Source organism: Streptomyces sp. OZ13 (assembly GCF_052068155.1).
Lineage (GTDB): Bacteria > Actinomycetota > Actinomycetes > Streptomycetales > Streptomycetaceae > Streptomyces.
In genome coordinates, this window is sequence record NZ_JBQHCZ010000005.1 from 151,855 (window position 1) to 174,112 (window position 22,258).

The 22,258-nt window shown below is 71.3% G+C and carries 17 protein-coding genes; 14 read left to right on the forward strand and 3 right to left on the reverse strand.

What is annotated here, in order from left to right; genetic code table 11:
• Positions 1–303: 303 nt before the first annotated feature.
• Both ACTMTU_RS14125 and ACTMTU_RS14130 read left to right on the forward strand, forming a co-directional pair.
• Entirely contained in the window at positions 304–1,032 is a 729-nt protein-coding gene (locus tag ACTMTU_RS14125) for an RNA polymerase sigma factor (RefSeq protein ID WP_441263828.1), read from the forward strand.
• Complete coding sequence (locus tag ACTMTU_RS14130) at positions 1,032–2,081, forward strand: hypothetical protein (RefSeq protein WP_441263829.1); 1,050 nt, start codon at positions 1,032–1,034, stop codon at positions 2,079–2,081. The genes ACTMTU_RS14125 and ACTMTU_RS14130 overlap by 1 nt, the downstream gene beginning before the upstream one ends.
• A gap of 201 nt (positions 2,082–2,282) precedes the next feature.
• Here ACTMTU_RS14130 and ACTMTU_RS14135 read toward each other — a convergent pair whose 3' ends face one another.
• Positions 2,283–3,143 (reverse strand): L,D-transpeptidase family protein, encoded by an 861-nt coding sequence (locus ACTMTU_RS14135; RefSeq protein WP_441263830.1) that lies wholly within the window; start codon positions 3,141–3,143, stop codon positions 2,283–2,285.
• Between the two features lie 269 nt (positions 3,144–3,412).
• On the opposite strand from ACTMTU_RS14135, the gene ACTMTU_RS14140 reads away from it, so the two are divergent.
• Together ACTMTU_RS14140 and leuE are read left to right on the forward strand one after the other, a co-directional pair.
• The gene (locus ACTMTU_RS14140; protein ID WP_441263831.1) at positions 3,413–4,993 is read left to right on the forward strand and encodes an acyl-CoA mutase large subunit family protein; all 1,581 of its coding nucleotides are present in this window, start codon (positions 3,413–3,415) and stop codon (positions 4,991–4,993) included.
• Between the two features lie 51 nt (positions 4,994–5,044).
• On the forward strand, positions 5,045–5,701 hold the full coding sequence (gene leuE / locus ACTMTU_RS14145; RefSeq protein ID WP_441263832.1) for a leucine efflux protein LeuE: 657 nt from the start codon (positions 5,045–5,047) through the stop codon (positions 5,699–5,701).
• 556 nt (positions 5,702–6,257) lie between these two features.
• Here the strand turns inward: leuE and ACTMTU_RS14150 are convergent.
• Positions 6,258–7,589, reverse strand: a complete 1,332-nt coding sequence (locus ACTMTU_RS14150) for a polysialyltransferase family glycosyltransferase (protein ID WP_441263833.1) — start codon at positions 7,587–7,589, stop codon at positions 6,258–6,260.
• The gene (locus tag ACTMTU_RS14155) at positions 7,589–8,572 is read right to left on the reverse strand and encodes a glycosyltransferase family 2 protein (RefSeq protein WP_441263834.1); all 984 of its coding nucleotides are present in this window, start codon (positions 8,570–8,572) and stop codon (positions 7,589–7,591) included. Before ACTMTU_RS14155 ends, ACTMTU_RS14150 begins: the two co-directional genes overlap by 1 nt.
• A 187-nt stretch (positions 8,573–8,759) precedes the next feature.
• Between ACTMTU_RS14155 and ACTMTU_RS14160 the strand changes: the two genes are divergently transcribed.
• The 10 genes from ACTMTU_RS14160 (at position 8,760) to ACTMTU_RS14205 (ending at position 22,179) form a co-directional block, all read left to right on the forward strand.
• Positions 8,760–10,079, forward strand: a complete 1,320-nt coding sequence (locus tag ACTMTU_RS14160; RefSeq protein ID WP_441263835.1) for a DUF6716 putative glycosyltransferase — start codon at positions 8,760–8,762, stop codon at positions 10,077–10,079.
• Between the two features lie 46 nt (positions 10,080–10,125).
• The gene (locus ACTMTU_RS14165) at positions 10,126–11,400 is read left to right on the forward strand and encodes a cytidylyltransferase domain-containing protein (protein ID WP_441263836.1); all 1,275 of its coding nucleotides are present in this window, start codon (positions 10,126–10,128) and stop codon (positions 11,398–11,400) included.
• Between the two features lie 12 nt (positions 11,401–11,412).
• Complete coding sequence (locus tag ACTMTU_RS14170) at positions 11,413–12,336, forward strand: N-acetylneuraminate synthase family protein (protein WP_189466592.1); 924 nt, start codon at positions 11,413–11,415, stop codon at positions 12,334–12,336.
• A 603-nt stretch (positions 12,337–12,939) separates the two neighbouring features.
• Positions 12,940–13,974 (forward strand): hypothetical protein, encoded by a 1,035-nt coding sequence (locus tag ACTMTU_RS14175; RefSeq protein ID WP_441263837.1) that lies wholly within the window; start codon positions 12,940–12,942, stop codon positions 13,972–13,974.
• A gap of 206 nt (positions 13,975–14,180) precedes the next feature.
• A complete protein-coding gene (locus tag ACTMTU_RS14180) occupies positions 14,181–15,416 on the forward strand; it encodes an amidohydrolase (protein WP_441264220.1) in 1,236 nt (411 codons plus the stop codon).
• Positions 15,417–16,594: 1,178 nt separating this feature from the next.
• Positions 16,595–17,647 (forward strand): BMP family lipoprotein, encoded by a 1,053-nt coding sequence (locus tag ACTMTU_RS14185; protein WP_441263838.1) that lies wholly within the window; start codon positions 16,595–16,597, stop codon positions 17,645–17,647.
• Positions 17,648–17,883: 236 nt separating this feature from the next.
• Positions 17,884–19,413 carry an ABC transporter ATP-binding protein gene (locus tag ACTMTU_RS14190; protein WP_441264221.1) on the forward strand — a complete coding sequence of 510 codons (1,530 nt, stop codon included), beginning with the start codon at positions 17,884–17,886 and terminating at the stop codon, positions 19,411–19,413.
• Positions 19,410–20,519 (forward strand): ABC transporter permease, encoded by a 1,110-nt coding sequence (locus tag ACTMTU_RS14195; RefSeq protein WP_441263839.1) that lies wholly within the window; start codon positions 19,410–19,412, stop codon positions 20,517–20,519. Before ACTMTU_RS14190 ends, ACTMTU_RS14195 begins: the two co-directional genes overlap by 4 nt.
• Positions 20,516–21,784, forward strand: coding sequence for an ABC transporter permease (locus ACTMTU_RS14200; RefSeq protein ID WP_441263840.1), 1,269 nt, complete (start codon positions 20,516–20,518; stop codon positions 21,782–21,784). The genes ACTMTU_RS14195 and ACTMTU_RS14200 overlap by 4 nt, the downstream gene beginning before the upstream one ends.
• Positions 21,781–22,179, forward strand: coding sequence for a cytidine deaminase (locus ACTMTU_RS14205; RefSeq protein ID WP_441263841.1), 399 nt, complete (start codon positions 21,781–21,783; stop codon positions 22,177–22,179). The genes ACTMTU_RS14200 and ACTMTU_RS14205 overlap by 4 nt, the downstream gene beginning before the upstream one ends.
• Positions 22,180–22,258 lie beyond the last annotated feature (79 nt).

Sequence of the window (22,258 nt, forward strand, 5' to 3'; positions counted from 1 at the left end):
CCGGCCACTTCCGGGGATTGCGGAACGGTCCGCCGGGGCACGTCCACCGGCCGAAAAGGACGACCGGGGCCGCCACCCCCCACAGGAGAGGCCCCGGTCGTCGTTCGTGGCGGGGGCCCGAGGGCGCCCCGTACTAACCTCAGCGCCGAGAGTGCTGTTTCTGTCACACCGCGCCGAGTCGCAAACTTGTTGCAAGTTGTACGAGGCGTGGACGCGGGACCTTAAAAGGACGTAGCGTGCTGATTCGCGCAGGACAGCGCGGCAGTGGTGACCAGCTGCGGTACGGAACGACGGGTTGAGGTAGTGCTGGGGGACGACGCGGAGCTGACCGCCGCCGTGCTCGCGGCTCAGGATGGGGACGAGGACGCCTTCCGGACTGTGTACCGCGCCGTGCATCCGCGGTTGATCGGCTATGTGCGCACGCTCGTCGGCGATGCCGACGCGGAGGACGTCGCCTCCGAGGCGTGGCTCCAGATCTCCCGGGACCTCGACAGGTTCAGCGGGGACGCCGACCGGTTCCGTGGCTGGGCCGCACGGATCGCCCGCAACCGTGCGCTGGATCACATCCGGATGCGGGGCCGCCGGCCGGCCGTCGGCGGTGACGAGACCGAACTGACGGGCAGGGCCGCCGACTCCGACACGGTCGACGAGGCGCTGGAGTCCATCTCCACCAGCAGCACCATGGCGCTCATCGCCCAACTGCCGCAGGATCAGGCCGAGGCGGTCGTACTGCGGGTCGTGGTCGGCCTCGACGCCAAGAGCGCGGCCAAGACCCTCGGCAAGCGGCCCGGGGCCGTCCGGACGGCAGCGCACCGCGGCCTGAAGCGGCTCGCGGAACTCCTGGGAGCCGACGGTTCCGCCTTCGAAGGCGGGGACCGGCCCCCCACGGACGTGACTCGCCGGGGCGGGGAGGACCCCTCGGAGAGCGCTTCGGAACTGGGCGGACTGCCCACCCAGCGCGGCTCCCGCCCCGGTGCGACGGCACCCGCCGGTGTGACGCATTCACGCCTGCGGACGCAGAAGGACATGTGATGGCCGACGAGCGGTACGAGTGGCTTGACAGGGACGCGGCGGAGCGACTGCTGCGTGGCGAGCCTGTCGAGGTCACGGACGAACGCGCCCGTGCCGAGGCCGCACGACTCGCCGCCACCCTCGACAGCGCGGTACGGAACCCCGGCTACGGCTACGAAGACGGCGAACTGCCCGGTGAGGCGGCCGCGATGGCCGCGTTCCGCAAGGCCAGGGCCGAGTCGACGGCAGCGGCGGGGACTTCGCTCGGGACCGTACGGGTCACCCGTTCCCGCCGCGGCGACCGACCGGCCCGCGGCGTCGGATTCGCCAGGCCCGTCCGGTTCGGGATCGCGGCGGCGTTCGCGGGCTGCGCCATCGGTGGTGTCGCCGTCGCCGCCGGCAGCGGTGTGCTGCCCACCTTCGGCGACGACGGTCCCACGCCCGCGTCCTCCGTGTCGGCCGTGGCGACACCGGGACCGCTCACGTCCCCGTCGCCGAGCGGCGGGAAGGCCGGCGCGGCATCCCGCCCTCCGGGCGCCACCGGCACACCGCCGGGTCTGCCACCCGTGACGGGCAGCGCGACCCCGGCACCCGGCGACACGGGCGGGAGCACGCCCGGCCTGCCGGCCGGGGACGGTGCGGCCACGCCGGGCGGCGAGGACCCGTCGAAGGCCGACCTGTACCGCAGGTCCGTCGAGGCGTGCCGTGACTACCGCAGCGGCCGGATCGACGCGGACCGCAAGCGCCGCCTGGAGGTGGCCGCCAAAGGCGCCGAGCGGGTGGAGCGGTTCTGCGACGAACTGCTCGGCGGCGGCACGGGCGACGGCGGCAGCCCGGGCGGCGAGAACGGCAACGAAGGCGACGACCGCGAAGAGGGCGACCGCGACGGGAACGGCAAGGACGGCGGGAAGAACTCCGGCGGCGACAGCGACTCGGGCAGCTCCGAGGGCGCACCGCAACTCCTCCCCGACACCCCGCAGGTCTCCTACTCGCTCGTCCCCGACCCGGCCGCGACACCGCGGGCGACCGGATCCAACTCGCTGGCGGCCGCCACCATTCGAGCTCTCTGACCTGCGCTTTCACGGGGCCGGGCGCGGGGTGTGACGTTTTTTTCGGCTACGGCGCAGTAGATAGTGAGCCGACTGGTCATCGGCGGCGCAACGAGCCGGGGTTCCCCCCGTACCTACGGCTCAGCGCAACGGCGCGGGCGGGACACGTTCCCCCGGTCCCGCCCGCGCCCTTCTTCCTTCACCGCTTCCGCGCCCCGCGCGTCACCAGTAGACGACGACCTTGTCGCCGGTCCGCACCTGGTCGAACAGCGCCGCGATGGCGCCCTTGTCCCTGACGTTCACGCAGCCGTGCGACGCGCCGTTGTAGCCGCGGGCGGCGAAGTCGGAGGAGTAGTGCACCGCCTGGCCGCCGCTGAAGAACATGGCGTACGGCATGGGCGTGTCGTAGATGGTCGAGACGTGGTCACGGGACTTCCAGCCCACGTTGAACACACCTTCGCGGGTCGGCGTGTACTGCGACCCGAAGCGCACGTCCATCGTGGACAGCACCTTGCCGTCGATCATCCACGACAGCGTGCGGGTGGTCTTGCTGATGCACATGACCCGGCCCTTCATGCAGCGCGGATCGAGCTTCGCCTGCGGCTTCTTGACGTCCTTGCCGTCCAGCTCGGCACGTGTCGGCTTCGTCGTCATGCCGAGCAGCCGCTGCCAGGTCACGGTGTCCGTGCTGCCCGTCGCGGGAAGACCGCGCTTGCCCTGGAAGCCCTTCACGGCCGTGGTGGTGACCGGCCCGTACGTACCCGTCGGCTTGTCGTCGAACCAGCCGATCTGCGCCAGCCGTGCCTGCAACTCCCGCACCTGCTCGCCCTTGGCTCCGGGCGCCATCAGGACCTTGGGCGCGGGCTGCTCGGTGGACGGCGACGGCGACGGCTTCTCCGACGGCTCGGCGGACTCCGACGCAGACGCCGATGGTGACGGCGAAGCCGGCGGCGTGGAGGCGGACGGTGTCGTTGCCGCGCTCGACGTGCTGCCGGCGGTCGGCGCGTCGGTCGCGGCCTCCGCCTTGCAGCCGGCCGTCACCGCGGCCACGGCCATCGCGGCCACGGCGGCCAGCGTTCTCATCCCGGCTTTCCTGAGCATGTCGCCCCCCACTTGTCTCGTCCCCCACGTATGTCTGTGCCTGATGAGACAAATTCCCGTCCTGCCCGGTTGCGCAATCCCGCGCATCATGGGGGTAACGGTTCGGGGACGGGCGGGCCACGGGCCGCTTCGCCGGTACGGTCTGTGAGCAAGGTCCCAGGGCGTGGCTCTCCATCCCTCGCACGCCCGCCGCTACAGTCCGTCGCAGAGGTTTGTTACCTGTCAGTAGGCCCAGCGGGAGGCACAGTCACATGGCGCGCGAGTCCGAGTCGGGACTGCCCATCGAGCCGGTGTACGGACCGGCGGACCTGGAGGGCTGGGACCCGGCAGAGAAGCTGGGCGAGCCCGGTGGGTACCCCTTCACCCGCGGCGTGTACCCGTCGATGTACACCGGCCGGCCCTGGACGATGCGCCAGTACGCCGGCTTCGGCACGGCCGTCGAGTCCAACGCCCGCTACAAGCAGCTGATCGCCAACGGCACGATGGGCCTGTCGGTCGCCTTCGACCTGCCGACACAGATGGGCCACGACTCCGACGCGCCCATCGCGCACGGCGAGGTCGGCAAGGTGGGCGTCGCCGTCGACTCGATCGACGACATGCGGGTGCTGTTCGGCGGGATCCCGCTGGACAAGGTCTCCACGTCCATGACGATCAACGCGCCCGCCGCCCTGCTGCTCCTCCTCTACCAACTCGTCGGCGAGGAGCAGGGCGTCCCCGCGGACAAGCTCACGGGCACGATCCAGAACGACGTGCTCAAGGAGTACATCGCCCGCGGCACGTACATCTTCCCGCCCAAGCCGTCCCTGCGGCTCATCGCGGACATCTTCAAGTACTGCAAGGCCGAGATCCCGAAGTGGAACACGATCTCGATCTCGGGCTACCACATGGCGGAGGCCGGCGCCTCGCCCGCGCAGGAGATCGCGTTCACGCTCGCCGACGGCATCGAGTACGTCCGTACCGCCGTCGCCGCCGGCATGGACGTCGACGACTTCGCGCCCCGCCTGTCCTTCTTCTTCGTCGCCCGCACGACCATCCTCGAAGAGGTCGCCAAGTTCCGTGCGGCCCGCCGGATCTGGGCCCGGGTGATGAAGGAGGAGTTCGGCGCCAAGAACCCGAAGTCGCTGATGCTGCGCTTCCACACCCAGACCGCGGGCGTGCAGCTCACCGCGCAGCAGCCCGAGGTGAACCTGGTGCGCGTCGCCGTCCAGGGCCTCGCGGCGGTCCTCGGCGGTACCCAGTCGCTGCACACCAACTCCTTCGACGAGGCCATCGCGCTGCCGACGGACAAGTCCGCCCGCCTCGCGCTGCGCACCCAGCAGGTCCTGGCCTACGAGACGGACGTGACCGCCACCGTCGACCCCTTCGCCGGGTCGTACGTCGTGGAGAAGATGACGGACGACGTCGAAGCCGCGGCGCTCGCCCTCATGGAACGCGTCGAGGACCTCGGCGGCGCGGTCAACGCCATCGAACAGGGCTTCCAGAAGAACGAGATCGAGCGCAGCGCCTACCGCATCGCCCAGGAGACCGACTCCGGCGAACGCGTCGTCGTCGGCGTCAACCGCTACACGCTGGACACCGAGGACCCGTACGAGCCGCTCCGGGTCGACCCCGCGATCGAGGCCCAGCAGGCGCAGCGGCTGGCGAAGCTGCGGGCGGAGCGGGATCAGGCGGCGGTCGACGCGGCGCTCGCCGAGCTGAAGAAGGCCGCGGAAGGCACGGACAACGTCCTTTACCCGATGAAGGACGCGCTGAAGGCGCGCGCCACCGTCGGGGAGGTCTGCAACGCACTGCGCGAGGTGTGGGGCACGTACGTCCCCACTGACGCCTTCTGACATATGGAACAGAAAGGCGGGGTGTCGTACCGATGTGCGACACTCCGCCCCATGCTGGGTGTCACCGATCTACCGACCTATCTCGCGGGACTTGTCCTGATCGTCCTGCTGCCAGGACCGAACTCTCTGTACGTGCTCTCCGTCGCCGCACGCCGCGGTGTGCGGACGGGCTACCAGGCCGCCGCCGGCGTGTGGTGCGGCGACACCGTCCTGATGGTGCTGTCGGCCGCGGGCGTCGCCTCGCTCCTCCAGGCCAACGCGGTGCTGTTCGGGATCGTGAAATACGCCGGCGCCGGCTATCTGACGTGGCTGGCGATCGGGATGCTCCGCGCGGCCTGGTCGATGTGGCGCACCCGCGGCGAGCGCACCGCCGAAGAGACCGCCGTCGGCGCGGAGGTCCCGGCCGCGGAGCGGCCCTTCCGCAAGGCGTTCGTGATCAGTCTGCTCAACCCGAAGGCGATCCTGTTCTTCATCGCCTTCTTCGTGCAGTTCGTCGACCCGGCGTACGCGTACCCCGCGCTCTCCTTCACGGTGCTCGGCGCGCTGGCGCAGCTGGCGAGCGTCCTCTACCTGAGCGTCCTGATCTTCACCGGCACCCACCTCGCGGCCGCGTTCCGCCGCAGGCGGCGGCTGTCGGCGGGGGCGACGTCGGCGGCGGGAGCGCTGTTCCTGGGCTTCGCGGTCAAGCTCTCCCTCAGCGGCACATGACCTTCCCCACCCCGCCCCTCCCCTGAACCGGGCTCCGCCCGGACCCGGCCCCGCCCGGACCCGGCCCCGCCCCGCGCTCCGCGCGGCATTCGGGGGCTCCGCCCCCGCACCCCCGCGCCTCAATCGCCGGCGGGTCTTGATTTGCCTGGTAACTCGAGCCCGCCTGGGGGCACCTCCCACGGCCGCCGGGCCGTAGGGGGGCACCGCCGAAGGGCGTGCCGGACCCGCCTCGGGCTTTGCCCAGACCCGGCCGGCGCTGCGCGCGGTGTTCGGGGGGCTCCGCCCCCGCACCCCCGCGCCTCAATTGCCGGCGGGTCTTGATTTGCCTGGTAACTCGAGCCCGCCTGGGGGCACCTCCCACGGCCGCCAGGCCGTAGGGGGAGTTTGAGGGCACCGCGCGGAGCGCGGCACGGGGTCCGGGGCTTGCCCCGGTTTCGGGAAGGGGCGGGTAGGGGAACAGGCCCCGCGCAGCGGCCCGCACGCGTGGTGCGGCGACGGCCCCGCGCCGGGGCCCGCACGCAGATCGGTGACGGCCCCGCACAGCGGCCCGTACGCGTCAGCCCAGCGCCGTCACCCGCTTCAAAACACGCCGCATCCGCCGCCCCCGCACCACCCGCCGTACAGCCCTGTTGCGGGGCAGCGGCACACCCCCCGGCAGCCCGAGCACCGTCAGACGGCGGCGCTTGAAGTAGCGGGCCGTGCCCGCGCCGAGGTTGCCGCGCAGATAGCGTTCGGCCGCCGGACGCAGGTCCGCCCGTAGCTTCGGCTGCATCGCGAAGCCCACCGCGGAGAGCAGCCCGGCGACCTGCCCGTCCGCCGGCGCGGGCGGGCCCGACTCGCCCGCCGCCAGGTCCGGCAGCAGCGCGTCGGCGATCGTCAGCGGCACGCGGTTGCTGTTCTGGTACGGGCTGAGCCGGTCGAGGAGCTGCTCCGTGCCGATCCGGGCGACGGGGATGCCGTAGAAGGCGCCCGCGGTGAACAGGGCGGTGGAGAAGCATCCCGCCACCAGCGCCGGGCGCATCTGCTTGAACAGCACCTCGGCGAGCACCGGCCGCTCCAGCACGGTCAGATCGACCCCGAGGGACGCCGCCTCGCGCTCCAGCGTCCGCGTCCACGCGGCCGGCGCCGTCGGGTGCGGCTTGAAGACGACCCGGCGGTGACCGAGCGCGGCCACGCCGGCCAGCATCCGCACGTGGAGGCCCTCCTCCTCCACCGGCGTGAGGATGCCCAGGGCGGCGAGGTACTGGCCCAGCAGGAGTGCCGGCGCCTCCGGGACGCCGGCGCAGGCGTCCGGCACGGCGTCGGAGAGTTCGCCGACGACCTTGACGAAGGCCTCGGTCGGCACGAGCTGCGGCTCCACGCCGAACTCCGCGAGCAGCAGCGGCTTCAGGCCCGGCACGAGGTCGAGGTGCAGCAGCCGCCGTACCCGCTCGCCGACCAGCGGGTCGATCTTGTTGCGGGTGGGGCCGTAGCTCATCAGCCCGTCCGCGTACACGTCCAGCGCGGCGTCGGGGAAGAGCTGTGCGACCGCCAGTGCCGGGTTGACCTGGATGGATTCGACGGCGAGCTCGATCCGGTCGTCGCCCAGTTCCCACAGCTGCCGGAGATACCGCTCCCACAGGGGCACGTCGTCGCCGCGTGGCGCCCAACCACCGGGGTGGAAGGGCGAGATGGTCCCGTTCCAGGAGAGCACGTCGTCGAAGCGGCCGCGCAGCCGCTCGAAGCCGGCCATCTCGTCGAGGGCCGGCGTCGTCTCGGGTGTCGCCGCGTTGTTGGAGACCAGCAGCAGCCGGCGGTCCGCGGTGGAGAAGCCGCCGCTGTCGATCGCGGCGGCGAGCGTCGCCGCTCCGTAGAGGGAGGAGGCGAAGAAGATCTGGGTCGTGGCCATCAGGCTGCCGCCTCCACGGAGAGAGGAGCGGGCCGTCGGCGCACCTTGCGCAGTCGCGAGGCGCGGTCGGCGTCCATGGAGTCGATGGCCTCGTTCAGCACGTCCTGCGGCATACGCTTCAGCGCGGCCGCGCTCATCGTGCGCAATTTCCTTGCCACGGCCGGTTCGTACCTTTCAATGGATCCCAGATGGTGGGAAATGACCGCGCAATATGTGCGGACCGCCTTTGGCAGCAGCCTTTCCGCATCGGCGTCCTTCGCCGTTTCCTCGATCACCTGGTCGAATGCCTTGATGAAATCGAGCTGCCTGATGTCGCCGATCTGCGTGAGCGAAGAAGCGATCCCGCGCCGGTAGAAAATTCCCAGGTGGCTTATCACGGCGAACGAATCCGCCTCCCGGTGCAGCCGCCATATCCACGGCCGGTCCTCCGCGGTGCGCAGCCCGTGCGTGAAGTGCAGCAGTCCGCGGTCCACGAGCCGCCGGTGGTACATCCCGGCCCATGCGTACGGGTAGTCGACGGCGGTCGAGCGCGAGGCGGGCAGGATCGCGTCCCGCGGGCGCAGCACCTCGCCGCGCCGCCCGACGGGCACCCGGTGGATCGAGCGGGACCGTCCCGTGCACTGCACGTGGTCGGTGCGGACGAAGTCGCACCCCAGGTCCTCCATGGCGTTCAGCAGGTGCTCGAAGTGGCCGGGAGCCAGCCAGTCGTCGCCGTCGAGGAAGGTGAGGTATTCGCCGCCGGCGGCGTCCAGACCGGTGTTGCGGGCGGTGGCCAGCCCACCGTTCCGTTCGTGTCTGATCAGAACCGCGCCCGGAAGCTCACGTTCCGCGCGCTGAAGGATCTCCGGAGTCCCGTCCGTCGAACAGTCGTCGACGAGCACGAACTCGAAGTCGGCGCGGGCGTTCGCGCGAAGGCTTCGCAGTGTGTCGGGGGCATATGTCTGCACGTTGTAGAACGGCACGATGACGGAGAGCTTAACCACCCGCGTGACGCTAGGGGGGCGCTCGGCATTCGCATCGACGCATACGAGGATGTCAGGTGAACGTAGAGCGACGAGCTTGTTAACCGACTCGTTCCCCGGCCTGCTTCGCTGTCCGTAGGTGCTCTGTTAACCGTTTGTTGCTGCCGAGTTGGGCCGTGAAACCACATGCCTTTCTAACGTCCTCGACGTGCCAACAAGTACCAGCGAGGCCGTACGGGTCGCCGTACTCGCCGACTCCGACACCCGGTGGAAATGGGGTGCGCTCACCGCGCGCCGTATCGCACCGAGCACCTCCGTCGAGCTGAGCGGCTTCCTGCTGCGCGGCCGGGCCACACCCACCGCCCGCCAGCTCGCGGAAGTGGGCGTCAGCGCCGACGCGTTGCGCGAGGTGACCGGCAACGAGTTCCTGCGGGCGATGAGGGACGGGTCCTACGACATCGTCGTCCTCGCGCTCGTCGGCGGCGGCGTCCAGGCCATGCTGCACGGCCTTGCCGCACTCGGCCAGGACCGCAGGCCCGTCGTCGTCACCGGCTACGTCGGTGTCGTCTACGAGAAGCTGTCCGACGGACTGCTGCTGCGCCACGGCGCCGACGTCGTGCTGGCCAACTCCCGCCACGACGCCACGCGTTTCCGCGCCGTCTACGAGGGAGTGGGCGCCGACGCCGGCTCCGTCACCGAGGCCGCGCTGCCCTTCCTCGGCGGGGCGCCGTACCGGCCGCAGGAAGGCCGCGACACCGTCGTCTTCGCCGTCCAGCCGTCCGTGCCAGAGTCCCGCGCGGACCGTGCGTACCTGCTGCGCAGGCTCGTCGAGCACGCCCGGCTGCACCCGGACCGCGAGGTGCTGTTGAAGCTCCGCTCCAAGCCGGGCGAGCACACCACGCACCTCGAAGAGGTCCCGTACCAGAAGCTCGCGGAGAAGCTGCCCGGCGGCCTTCCGCCCAACTTCCGTCCCGTGTACGGGAACATGGGCGAGGTACTGGACCGCACCGACCTGCTGGTCACCGTGTCGTCCACCGCCGCGCTCGAGGCGCTCCACCGCCGGATCCCCACCGCCGTGCTCACCGACCTCGGCGTGCGCGAGGCGCTCGGCAACCACCACTTCCTCGGCTCGGGGCTGCTCGCCTCCTGGGACCGGCTCGACGGCGGCCACCGCCCCACCCCCGACGCCGACTGGCTGTCGCGGCAGGGCGTCGCCGTAGGGGGAGGCTCGTACGAGAGCGCCTTCGACGAGGCCCGCAAGCGGGTCGCCGAACTGCTCCTCGCGCCGCGGCTCCCCGCGATCGCCCCGTACTACACGCCCGCCACCGCGCCCGGATACCTGCCCGGTCTGCTCGCCCGCCACCACCTCGCCCCGGACGGCACACCGCTGGCCGGCGCCGCCCCCGAGGCGGAGGCCACCGGCCTGCGGCGGGTGGTGCGCGACGCCGTACGCCGGGCGGCACGCGGCGCGTACCGCCACGGCGTGCAGCGCGTCGCGCCCGTGATCCGCCGGATGGGCGAGCTGTGACCCCCGGCCTTTCCCGCTTCCAGTCCCGATGCGTCAGGAGCCACCGATGACCGTTCTCGCCGTGATCCCCGCCCGAGGCGGATCGAAGGGCGTCCCGGCCAAGAACCTGGCCGCGGTCGGCGGCGTGCCGCTCGTCGCGCGGGCCGTCCGCGCCTGCCTCGACGCCCCGCTGGTCACGCATGTCGCGGTCTCCACCGACGACCCCGAGATCGCGGCCGTCGCCCGTGGCGCCGGCGCGGAGGTCGTGCTGCGGCCCGCGGCCATCGCGGGGGACACCGCCACCAGCGAGTCGGCGGTCCTGCACGCCATGGACGCGCACGAGGCCGTGCACGGCGCACCCGTCGACGTGGTGCTGCTCGTGCAGTGCACCAGCCCCTTCATCGCCCGGGAGGACATCGAGGGCGTCGCCCGCGCGGTCGCCCTGGACGGCGCCGACAGCGCGGTGACCGTCGCGCCCTTCCACGGCTTCGTGTGGCGCGAGGCCGACGAGCCGGCGAGCCCCTCCGGGGAGAGCGCCGAACAGGCGGGCGGGGCGGCCGTCCTGGTCGACACCGCCACGGCCACCGGCTCCGGATACGGCGTCAACCACGACTCCTCGTTCCGGCCGCGCCGCCAGGACCGCCCGCAGGACTTCCTGGAGACCGGAGCCGCGTACGCCATGTCCGCGGCCGGCTTCCGCGAGGCGGGCCACCGTTTCTTCGGCCGCACCGCTCTGGTGCGCACCGACCCGGCGCGGGTCCTCGAGGTCGACGACCCGCACGACCTCGCCCGCGCCCGCGCGCTGGCGCCACTGCTCGACACCGCCGCGGTACCCGGCCGCGACGACGTCGACGCCGTCGTCCTCGACTTCGACGGCACCCAGACCGACGACCGGGTCCTCATCGACGCGGACGGCCGCGAGATCGTCTCCGTCCACCGCGGGGACGGCCTCGGTGTCGCCCATCTGCGCAAGGCCGGCCTGGAACTGCTGATCCTCTCCACCGAACAGAACCCGGTCGTCGCCGCCCGCGCCCACAAGCTCAAGGTCCCCGTCCTGCACGGCATCGACCGCAAGGACCTCGCACTCAAGCAGTGGTGCGACGAACGGGGTCTTTCGCCCGAGCGGGTGCTCTACGTCGGCAACGACGTCAACGACCTTCCGTGCTTCCACCTCGTCGGCTGGCCCGTGGCCGTCGCGAGTGCGCACGACTCCGTACGCGCCGCCGCCCGTGCCGTCACTGCCACACCCGGCGGCGAGGGGGCGATCCGCGAGATCGCCGCCTGGCTCCTCGGCCCGACGCTCAACACCCCTGAAACCGCCCCCATGTCCCCCAAGAAGTAAGGAACCACCCCCATGAGCACGTCCCGTCTGCGCGCCCTCGGCAACAAGATCGCGGGCCCCGGCCACCCCGTCTACGTGACCGGCGAGATCGGCATCAACCACAACGGCGACCTGGACAACGCCTTCGCCCTGATCGACGCCGCCGCCGAAGCCGGCTGCGACGCCGTCAAGTTCCAGAAGCGCACCCCCGAGATCTGCACCCCGCGCGACCAGTGGGACATCGAGCGCGACACCCCCTGGGGCCGGATGACGTACATCGACTACCGCCACCGCGTCGAGTTCGGCGAGGACGAGTACCGCCGGATCGACGAGCACTGCAAGGAGCGCGGCATCGACTGGTTCGCCTCCCCGTGGGACACCGAGGCCGTCGCCTTCCTCGAGAAGTTCGACGTTCCCGCCCACAAGGTGGCCTCCGCGTCGCTCACCGACGACGAGCTGCTGCGCTCGCTGCGCGCCACGGGCAAGACCGTCATCCTCTCCACCGGCATGTCGACGCCGAAGCAGATCCGCCACGCCGTCGAGGTCCTCGGCAGCGACAACATCCTGCTCTGCCACGCCACCTCCACCTACCCGGCCAAGGCGGAGGAGCTCAACCTGCGCGTCATCAACACCCTGAGGGACGAGTACCCGAACGTCCCGATCGGCTACTCCGGCCACGAGACCGGCCTGCAGACCACCCTCGCGGCCGTCGCCCTCGGCGCCGCGTTCGTCGAGCGCCACATCACCCTCGACCGCGCCATGTGGGGCTCCGACCAGGCCGCCTCCGTCGAGCCGCAGGGCCTCACCCGCCTGGTCCGCGACATCCGCACCATCGAGACCGCGCTCGGCGACGGCGTCAAGAAGGTCTACGACTCGGAGCTCGCGCCCATGAAGAAGCTGCGCCGGGTCACCGGTGTCGTCGCCGAGGCGGGCGACCGTGAGCCGGCCGCGGTCTGACGACCGGGCGGCGACGCGCGGCAGCGCCCGCGCGTCCGCGGCGGGCGGACACCGCGTGCCCGCCGCACGGGGCGCCACCGGATACACGGCCGCCGGGCGCGGCACAGGCGGCGGCGCACGCCGCCGTGCGCCCGCCCCGGCGGCCCGCCGGCCCGTACCCCCGGCGCAATCCGCTCCGGTCGGCGCCACCCGCCGGGCCCCGGCGGGGCCTCTTTCGGCCTGGTCCCTTTCGGCGGGGCCCGTTCCGGGCGATTCCGGCAGGGCGGGTTCTGCTCCGGCCGGATCCGTGACGGCGGAGCCGGTCCGGGTCGGTTCCGTCACGACAGGGCGCCATCGGGCCGGATCCGTCACGGCAGTTTCTGCTTCGGCCGACTCGGGCAAGGCAGGGCCGGTCCGGGTCGGTTCCGTCATGGCAGGGCCGTGTCGGGCCGGATCCGTTTCGGCCGGTGCCGGCACGGCAGGAGCGGCCCGGGGCGGATCCGTCCCGGACGTCGACACGGTCGCCGTGGCCATCGGCCGCGGGCAGCAATCCATCAGCGCCCTGCGGGGTGGTCAGCCACGGACCCGGCTGAAGGCCGGCCCGGCATCACGAGGTGACAGCCAGTGAATCTCGCCTTCGTCGAGAGTCCGGTCCAGCTCCTGAACGTCCTGGAGTGGGCCCACGCCACGCCGGCCGTGCCCGGTCCCGGCGATCTCACCGTGGTCGTGCTCTCGCCCACGGACCCCATGTCCCGCGGCCAGCTCCGCCGGATGGCGGAACTCGCACGTGACGCGGGCTTCACCGTCCGCTGGCAGGAGGCGCGCGGAGGCATGGGCGCCCCGCTGCGCACCGTGCGCGAGCTCGGCCCGATACTGCGCCGCGCGGAGCGGATCGTCATAGGGGACCCGTTCTCCCGCTACGTACAGCTCCTGCTGACCCTGGTCGGCAGGAAGGACGTCACCGTCGTGGACGACGGCACGGCGACCATGGAGTTCGTCGCCCAGGTCTCCCGCGGGGAGCAGCTCGTGCGCTGGCACCGGCGCGGCAGCCGCCGCGGGCCGCGTGAGCTGGTGCTCGCACCGGTCACCTTCCTGGCCCGGCGCAGGCTCGCCCCGTCGAGGACCCGCTCGGTCGAGGTGTTCACCTCGATGCCCGTGGAGCCGCCGCCGGGGATCACGGTCACGCGCAACGACTTCGCCTGGACGCGCGCGCGATTCGGCCCTCCGACGATCACCCGCGGCGCGGACATGGTCGGCACCTCCCTGGTGGAGACGGGCGTCGTCGACCTCGGGCAGTACCTGGACGCGGTCTCCGCCCTCGCCCGCACGCACGGCGCGACCCGCTACTTCGCCCACCGCAGGGAGAGCGCCGACAAACTGCACCGGCTCGCGGTCGAGACCGGCCTGGAGGTGGTCCGCCCGGAGCTCCCCCTCGAGCTGATCGCCCGGCGCGGCCCGATCGGAGCAACCGTCCTCAGTTTTCCCTCCACCGTGGTCCACACCCTGCCCCTCGCCCTGGCAGGCACGGGAATCAAGGTGGCGGTCTGCGACATCGCACCCGAATGGCTCAGGGAGAACGCCTCACCACGCGCACAGGGCTTCCTGGCCGGCGTCACCGGCACGGCCCGCGATGTGCAGCGGCTGCCGGCGCCGGCTTGAAGAGCCGAGGAGGAGCGGCAGTGAGCGGGTGAGCACCGTCCGGAATGGAAAGATCGACTCAAGAGCGAGCCGCGTGAGTTTACCCACTGCCGCACGCTGCGAATCGCAGTGAGTCCAGAATTCTGTCCCCTGTGTGGCTGATGTTTTGTTGATCGCACGGCAGTTGAGGCACGAAGGGGCATACCCTTCACTGGGTGAACCAGTTGATGTCCCGCGAGTCCGAAGAAGTCGAACGGCCCGGCGCAGTCGCACTGCACGGCACGCTGTCCGAGTCGCTGCGTGCCGAACTGATCGCGTTCCGGCGCGACTTGCACATGCATCCGGAGCTCGGCAACCAGGAGTTCCGTACCACCGCCATGATCAAGGCGCGCCTCGAGCAGGCCGGGCTCGAGCCCCGGGTCCTCGCCGCCGGCACCGGCCTGATCTGCGACATCGGTACGCCGGCCCCGGGCGCCGTACGGCCCTTTTTCGCCATCCGCGCCGACATCGACGCACTGCCCATCCCCGACACCAAGACCGGCGTCCCCTACCGCTCCACCGTGCCCGACCGCGCCCACGCCTGCGGCCACGACGTGCACACCACCGTCGCGCTCGGAGCGGGGCTCGTGCTCGCCGACCTCGACCGGCAGGGACTGCTGCCGCAGCCCGTCCGGCTGATCTTCCAGCCCGCGGAGGAAGTGCTGCCCGGGGGAGCGGCCGACGCGATCGAATCCGGCGTGCTCGAAGGCGTCAACAAGATCATCGGGGTTCACTGCGACCCCAAGGTCGACGCCGGCATCATCGGGCTCCGGCCCGGACCCATCACCTCCGCCTGCGACCGTCTCGAGGTGACCCTCGACGGCCCCGGCGGCCACACCGCCCGTCCGCACCTGACGACCGACCTGGTCACTGCGGCCGCGAAGATCGTCACCGAGGTCCCCGCGCTGCTCGCCCGCCGCGTCGACGCGCGGTCCGGGCTCGCCGTGACATGGGGACGCATCGAGTCCGGCCACGCCTGCAACGTCATCCCGCAGCACGCCGAACTCTCCGGGACGGTGCGCTGCCTCGACCTCGAAGGCTGGCGCGAAGCCCCCGACCTCGTGCACGCGGCGATCGACGAGATCGCGACGCTGCACCGGGCCAAGTCCCAGATCGACTACGTCCGCGGTGTGCCGCCCGTCGTCAATGACCCGGTCGTCACCGAACTGCTGCGCGACGCGCAGACGGCGCGGCGCGGATCGTATGCGATCGAGGACACCGAGCAGAGTCTCGGCGGCGAGGACTTCTCCTGGTACCTGGAGCACGTTCCGGGCGCGATGGCACGCCTGGGCGTGCGGGTGCCGGGCGACACGGTCAGGCGGGACCTGCACCGGGGGGACTTCGACGTGGACGAGTCGGCGATCGCGGTGGGCGTGGAGCTGTTCACGGCGGCGGCGCTGCTGGATGCGCGCATCGCGCTCTGACATCCGCGACCGGGCCGCCGCGCGGTCTCGGGCCTAGCCCGCCCCGGCAGGGGCGTGGCCCGGTGTGGGTGTGGTGCCCCTTGCGGGGCGGGGCTGCGCCGGTGGTGGGTGCCGGGCGACGTGGCCTCCGGAGGGGGTGCCCGGAATGGCTGTCCTCACCGCGCTTCGCGCGAGTTGCGACGCTTTACTTCCGGACACCCCCCTCCTACGACCCCGCCCCCCTCACGCCGGTGCCGCCCCTCCGGCCGGTGGTCCCCGCAGGGGCGTGTCTCGGCCTGCTCGTCCGTCAGGACGGTGGCCGCTCCATGCGGGACAGCGGTCCTGACGTGGGGTGGCGGCAGCCCGAGTCGGCCGGGCGGCGAGTGGTGGGTCTCCCTGGGCCCGGGCCTGTATCCCCGGTCCGACACCGGGCGGCGGCAGTTCAGGTCGGGCCGCGAGTGGTGCAGGCCCCTGAGCCTGGCCGGTGTCCGGTCCGTCGGCAGGCGGCAGGGGCATCTCACGGCGCGACGCTGCCGCTGGGGGTGGCGAGGGCTCCATGGGTCCGGGCCTCCAGCCCCGGCCGGTGGTCGTCCCGGCCGCCGTCCGTGCGGGCGGCAAGTCCTGTAGCGGCGCGAAGCTGCCGTCCCGGGGGCTGGGGGCGCCAGACCCACCAACCCCTCAACAGGTAGGGGCTGGGGCCGCAGGCCCCAGGGGTCCGGGCCCTCGACCGGAACTGGTGTCCGTCCCGGCCCGTCGCGGCGCGAAGCTGCCAACACCCAGGGTCCGGGCCCCCGGCCGGGGCCGGTGTCCGTCCCGGCCCGTGGGTGCCGGGGCGGACGGTAGGGCCCGTCGCGGCGCGGAGCTGCCGGCATGGGGGTGTGGGGGCGGCCGGCCCCCACCAAACCCTTCCCCCTCCCCTGGAGGGCTGGGGGCGTCAGCCCCCTGCGGGGGCCGGGGCTTGCCCCGGTTCGGGAAGGGGCGGGGTGGGGGAACGGCCCCGGTGACGGGAAAGGGCCGACACGCCGGGCCCCGGCGGGGCGCGGCGTTCGCCGTCCCGGCCTACCTTGGTGCGTGGCCTGTTCGCGACGATCCGATAACGACTGATGAACGGGTCTTTAACTGACATCTACGCGCGTTACGATCGCCGCGAACCCAGCGCCGGAAGTGGCGCTTTCGGTCAGGTTTAAAGGAGCCCCCCAGTGCGCCGGATCACCAGGATCGCCACCGTGGGCATCGCGTCCGCGGCTCTCGCACTGTCTGCCACCGCGTGTGGCGGCAACAAGTCTTCCGAGTCGGGCGGCTCGGACGACAACGGCGGCAAGGCCGCCATCGCGTACGACATCGGTGGCCGTGGCGACCAGTCGTTCAACGACGCCGCCTTCGCGGGCCTGGAGAAGGCCGAGAAGGAACTCGACATCCAGGGCAGCGAGGCCGAGCCCAGCGAGGGCGAGGGTGACCCGGACAAGATCCAGCGCCTCACCGCGCTGGCCCGCGCCGGCAACAACCCGGTGATCGGTGTCGGTTTCGCCTACGCGCCCGCCATCGCCGAGGTCGCCCCGAAGTTCCCGGACACCACCTTCGGCCTCATCGACGACACTTCCAAGACCGGCAAGAACATCGCCAACCTGGTCTTCAACGAGGAGCAGGGCTCGTACCTCGCTGGTGTCGCCGCCGCCAAGGTGACGAAGACCAACACCGTCGGCTTCATCGGCGGTGTGGAGACCCCGCTGATCAAGAAGTTCGAGGCGGGCTTCGTCCAGGGCGTCAAGGACACCAAGCAGGGCGTCAACGTCAAGGTCCAGTACCTGACGCAGCCGCCGGACTTCGGTGGCTTCTCGAAGCCGGACCTCGGCAAGGCCGCCGCGCAGGGCCAGCTCGACGCGGGCGCCGACGTGATCTACGCGGCCGCCGGTCTCGCGGGCTCCGGCTCGATCGAGGCGACCGCCAAGGCCGGCAAGTGGGCCATCGGCGTCGACTCCGACCAGTACAACCAGAAGGGTCTGGCCGCCTACAAGGACCGGATCCTGACCTCGGTCACCAAGAACGTCTCCGGCGCCGTGTTCAACCTGATCAAGTCGGTCAAGGACGGCAAGCCGCAGACCGGTGAGATCCGTTACGGCCTCGAGGACGACGGTGTCGCCCTCTCCCGGTCGAACCCGGCCTTCACCGAGATGAAGGACGTCATCGCCGCGGTCGACAAGGCCAAGGCCGACATCGCCGCCGGCACGATCAAGGTCAAGACCGCTCCGTAACCGAGCGGCCGGAGCCGCAGTCCGCGGGCCCGGGGCGCAAGCCCCAAGGCCCGCGGACCGTTTCCGGCCCCGGGTTTTTGGTATTCGGGAGCGCTACGCGCGTAGAAGACGCCCAGGCGCGATAACTTCGCCCCGCCCCCTGCCACTCACAGCCCGCCCCTTCCGCCTGCCCTCCCTGCTCCTCCCGCCAAGGAGAGTGCGTCATCAACGCGTCCAGCCCTCCTGCCGCCGTAGAACTGCGCGGCATCACCAAGCGCTTCCCCGGCGTCGTCGCCAACCACGACATCGACATCACGATCCGTCAGGGCACCGTGCATGCCCTCGTCGGTGAGAACGGTGCCGGTAAGTCGACCCTGATGAAGATCCTCTACGGCATGCAGAAGCCGGACGAGGGCACCATCACCGTCGACGGCGAACAGGTCACCTTCTCGAGCCCCGCCGACGCCATCGCACGCGGCATCGGCATGGTGCACCAGCACTTCATGCTGGCCGACAACCTCACCGTCCTGGAGAACGTGGTTCTCGGCGGCGAGAAGCTGTACGGCATCGGCGCCAAGGCCCGGAAGAAGATCCAGGAGATCTCCGACGCGTACGGCCTGGGGGTCCGCCCGGACGTCCTCGTCGAGCAGCTCGGCGTCGCCGACCGCCAGCGGGTGGAGATCCTCAAGGTCCTCTACCGCGGCGCGCGAACCCTGATCCTCGACGAGCCGACCGCCGTCCTCGTACCGCAGGAGGTCGACGCCCTCTTCGCCAATCTCCGCGAGCTCAAGGCCGAGGGACTGACCGTCATCTTCATCTCCCACAAGCTGGGGGAGGTGCTGTCGGTCGCCGACGAGATCACCGTCATCCGCCGCGGTACGACGGTCGGCACGGCCGACCCGCGGAACACCACGACCAAGCAGCTCGCCGAGCTGATGGTCGGCAGCGAGCTGCCGTCGCCCGAGACCCGCGAGTCGACGGTGACCGATGTCCCGATGCTGAAGGTCGACGACCTCAGGCTCACGGTGACCGACCCCGACGGCGTGGTCCGCGAGGTCCTCGCCGGGATCGGCTTCACCATCCACAAGGGCGAGGTCATGGGCATCGCCGGCGTCGAGGGCAACGGCCAGACCGAGCTCATCGAGGCCCTGATCGGCCTGCGCGACCCCGACGGGGGCGTCGTCACCCTCGACGGCGCCGACATCTCCCACGCGCCCACCCGCAAGCGGCGTGAGGGCGGCATCGGCTACATCCCCGAGGACCGGCACCGGCACGGGCTGCTGCTCGAGTCGACGCTGTGGGAGAACCGCATCCTCGGCCATGTCACCGAGTCGCCCAACAGCAAGAAGGGCCTGCTCGACCTCAAGGCCGCCCGTCAGGACACCGAGCGGATCGTCCGCGAGTACGACGTGCGCACCCCCGGGATCGAGGTCACCGCGGCCTCCCTGTCCGGCGGCAACCAGCAGAAGCTGATCGTCGGCCGCGAGATGAGCCACGCCCCCAAGCTGCTGATCGCCGCGCACCCCACCCGTGGTGTGGACGTCGGCGCGCAGGCGCAGATCTGGGACCAGATCCGTGAGGCGCGCCGCGAAGGGCTTGCGGTCCTGCTGATCTCGGCCGACCTGGACGAGCTCATCGGGCTCTCCGACACCCTGCGGGTCATGTACCGCGGCCGCCTGGTCGCGGACGCCGACCCCGCGACGATCACTCCGGAGGAGTTGGGCTCGGCGATGACCGGTGCCGCATCCGGCCACCTCGAGCACGACGAGAACGGTGAGAGCCGATGAAGAAGTTCGACAAGGACCGGCTGATCCTCGGCCTGGCGGGCCCGGCGCTCGCCCTGGTCGTGGCCTTCCTGCTCACCTCGGTGGTGCTGCTGCTCTCCGACCTCAGCCCGGTCGAGCCGTACCGGCTGATGGTGGAGCAGATCGAGTTCACCGACGTGCAGGTGCTGATCATCAACCAGACCGGCATCTACTACCTGGCAGCCCTGGCCGTCGCCATCGGCTTCCGGATGAACCTGTTCAACATCGGCGTCGACGGCCAGTACCGCCTCGCGGTCATGCTCGCCGCCGTCGTCGGTGCCGCGGTGGAGCTGCCCGGCCCGCTGCACATCCTGCTCATCGTGTTCGTCGCCATGGCCGTCGGAGCCTTCTGGGCCGGTATCGCGGGTGTCCTCAAGACCACCCGCGGTGTCAGCGAGGTCGTCTCCACGATCATGCTGAACGCCATCGCGACCAGCCTGATCGCCTGGATGATCCTGCCCGCGAACCTCGGTGTGCGGCCGGAGGGGTCCAACGACCTGACGACCGGTGAGATCGCCGAGTCCGGCTGGTTCCCGGGTCTGGCGCTGGACGGCGGCACCATCTACGGCTTCACCTTCGTGGCCTTCGCGCTGGGCATCGTCTACTGGTTCGTCCTCGGACGCACCCGCTTCGGCTTCGACCTGCGCGCCACCGGCGCCAGCGAGTCCGCCGCCCAGGCGAGCGGCGTCGACGCCAAGAAGATGGTCCTCACGGCCATGCTGATCTCCGGCGCCATGGCCGGCCTCGCCGGTATGCCGATGCTGCTCGGCCAGACCCACACCTACAGCCTGAGCTTCCCCGTCGGTGTCGGCTTCACAGCGATCGGCATCGCCCTGCTCGGCCGCAACAACCCGATCGGCATCCTCTTCGCCTCGCTGCTCTTCGCCTTCCTCGACAAGACGGCCGAAGGCATCGGGCTCGAGGGTTACCCGAAGGAGCTGGCGCTGATCATGCAGGGCCTGATCGTGATCGCGGTCGTCGTGTCCTACGAGCTGGTCCGTCAGTACGGGCTCCGCCGCCAGCAACAGAAGGTCGGCGAGGAGCTTGCCGCCCAGGCCCGCAAGAACAAGGAGGTGGCGGCGGCATGAGCGAGTCCACGAGCACTGTCTCCATGGCGAGCACCGCGCCCAAGAAGGGCGGCGGCCGCCGCAAGCTGTCCCTGCCCGTCATCCTGCTGATCGTCGCGGGCGGCCTGGCGCTGTTCTCCCTGGTACGGGTGATCAGCGGCGCGGACGACCTCACCTCCGTCGGCCAGGTCTCCGGCGCGCTCCAGCTGGCCGTGCCGATCGGCCTCGCCGGCCTCGGCGGTCTGTGGGCCGAGCGGGCCGGCGTGATCAACATCGGCCTCGAGGGCATGATGATCCTCGGCACCTGGTTCGGCGCCTGGGCGGGCTACCAGTGGGGCCCGTGGACCGGTGTGCTGCTCGGCATCGCCGGCGGCGCGCTCGGCGGTCTGCTGCACGCGGTGATGACGGTGACGTTCAAGGTCAACCACATCGTCTCCGGTGTGGCCATCACCATCCTGGCCACCGGCCTCACCCGTTACATGTCGAACTTCACGTTCGCCGAGACCGAGGGCGGCTCCTCCAAGCAGTCGCCGCGTATCGACGCCATCGAGCGGATCACGATCCCCGGGCTCTCGGACTGGCTGGGGGACCTCCAGGCCAAGCACTGGTTCTTCGTCTCCGACCTGGCCGGTGTGCTGGGCGGCCTGGTCACCAACCTGTCGCTGCTCACCGTCGTCGCGCTGCTGCTGGTGCCCGGCACCTGGTGGCTGCTGTGGCGGACGTCCTTCGGTCTGCGCCTGCGGTCCTGCGGCGAGAACCCGATCGCCGCCGAGTCGCTCGGTGTCAACGTCTACAAGTACAAGTACATCGCCGTCATCGTCTCCGGCGGCCTCGCCGGTCTCGGCGGTGCGTTCCTCGCGATCATCACCGGCATCTACCAGGAGGGCCAGACCGGCGGCCGCGGCTACATCGGTCTCGCCGCCATGATCTTCGGTAACTGGATGCCCGGCGGTATGGCGCTGGGAGCCGGCCTGTTCGGCTTCACCGACAGCCTCAAGCTGCGCGGCGGTGCCGTGAACGTCCACGCGATGCTGCTGCTGCTCGCCATCCTGCTGCTGATCGCGGTGGTCTGGCAGCTGTACAAGAAGAAGTACGTCGGCGCCGTGATCTCGGCCGCCTTCTCCGCGCTGCTGTTCACCTGGTACGCGCTGACGGACGAGCTTCCGAGCCAGTTCGTCGACGCGGCGCCTTACGTGGCCACGCTGCTCGTGCTCGCCGTGTCCGCACAGCGGCTGCGCATGCCCAAGGCCAACGGTCAGCCGTACTTCAGGGGCCAGGGCAAGTGAGCGCGGACGCCGGCTTCGACTGGGAGGCCCTGCGGGCGCTGGCACGTGAGGCGATGTCGCACGCGTACGCCCCCTACTCGGGCTTCCCGGTCGGAGTCGCCGCCCTCGTCGACGACGGCCGCACGGTGACCGGCTGCAACGTCGAGAACGCCTCGTACGGACTCGGGCTGTGCGCCGAGTGCGGCCTCGTCTCGCAGCTCCAGGCGACGGGCGGCGGCCGGCTGACCCACTTCAGCTGTGTGGACGGCCGGGGCGAGCTGCTGGTGCCGTGCGGCCGCTGCCGTCAGCTGCTGTACGAGTTCGGCGGCCCGGAACTGCTGCTGGACACCCCGGGCGGGATCCTGCCGCTCTCCGAGATGCTCCCGCAGGCCTTCGGTCCCGGTCATCTCGACTAGGTCGTCCTGCCGGGCTTCCGGCCCGGCGCCCCGCGGCCCTTCCGCTTCGGTGGAGGGGCCGCTCCCTTACCCTCTCTCT

Excerpts from the sequence above, each read along its gene's own strand:
- ACTMTU_RS14150 (WP_441263833.1), bottom strand. The coding sequence starts at position 7,589 with ATGGCCACGACCCAGATCTTCTTCGCCTCCTCCCTCTACGGAGCGGCG.
- ACTMTU_RS14195 (WP_441263839.1), top strand. The coding sequence starts at position 19,410 with ATGAAGAAGTTCGACAAGGACCGGCTGATCCTCGGCCTGGCGGGCCCG.
- ACTMTU_RS14200 (WP_441263840.1), top strand. The coding sequence starts at position 20,516 with ATGAGCGAGTCCACGAGCACTGTCTCCATGGCGAGCACCGCGCCCAAG.
- ACTMTU_RS14170 (WP_189466592.1), top strand. The coding sequence starts at position 11,413 with ATGAGCACGTCCCGTCTGCGCGCCCTCGGCAACAAGATCGCGGGCCCC.
- ACTMTU_RS14130 (WP_441263829.1), top strand. The coding sequence starts at position 1,032 with ATGGCCGACGAGCGGTACGAGTGGCTTGACAGGGACGCGGCGGAGCGA.
- leuE (WP_441263832.1), top strand. The coding sequence starts at position 5,045 with ATGCTGGGTGTCACCGATCTACCGACCTATCTCGCGGGACTTGTCCTG.
- ACTMTU_RS14180 (WP_441264220.1), top strand. The coding sequence starts at position 14,181 with ATGTCCCGCGAGTCCGAAGAAGTCGAACGGCCCGGCGCAGTCGCACTG.
- ACTMTU_RS14135 (WP_441263830.1), bottom strand. The coding sequence starts at position 3,143 with ATGAGAACGCTGGCCGCCGTGGCCGCGATGGCCGTGGCCGCGGTGACG.
- ACTMTU_RS14165 (WP_441263836.1), top strand. The coding sequence starts at position 10,126 with ATGACCGTTCTCGCCGTGATCCCCGCCCGAGGCGGATCGAAGGGCGTC.
- ACTMTU_RS14140 (WP_441263831.1), top strand. The coding sequence starts at position 3,413 with ATGGCGCGCGAGTCCGAGTCGGGACTGCCCATCGAGCCGGTGTACGGA.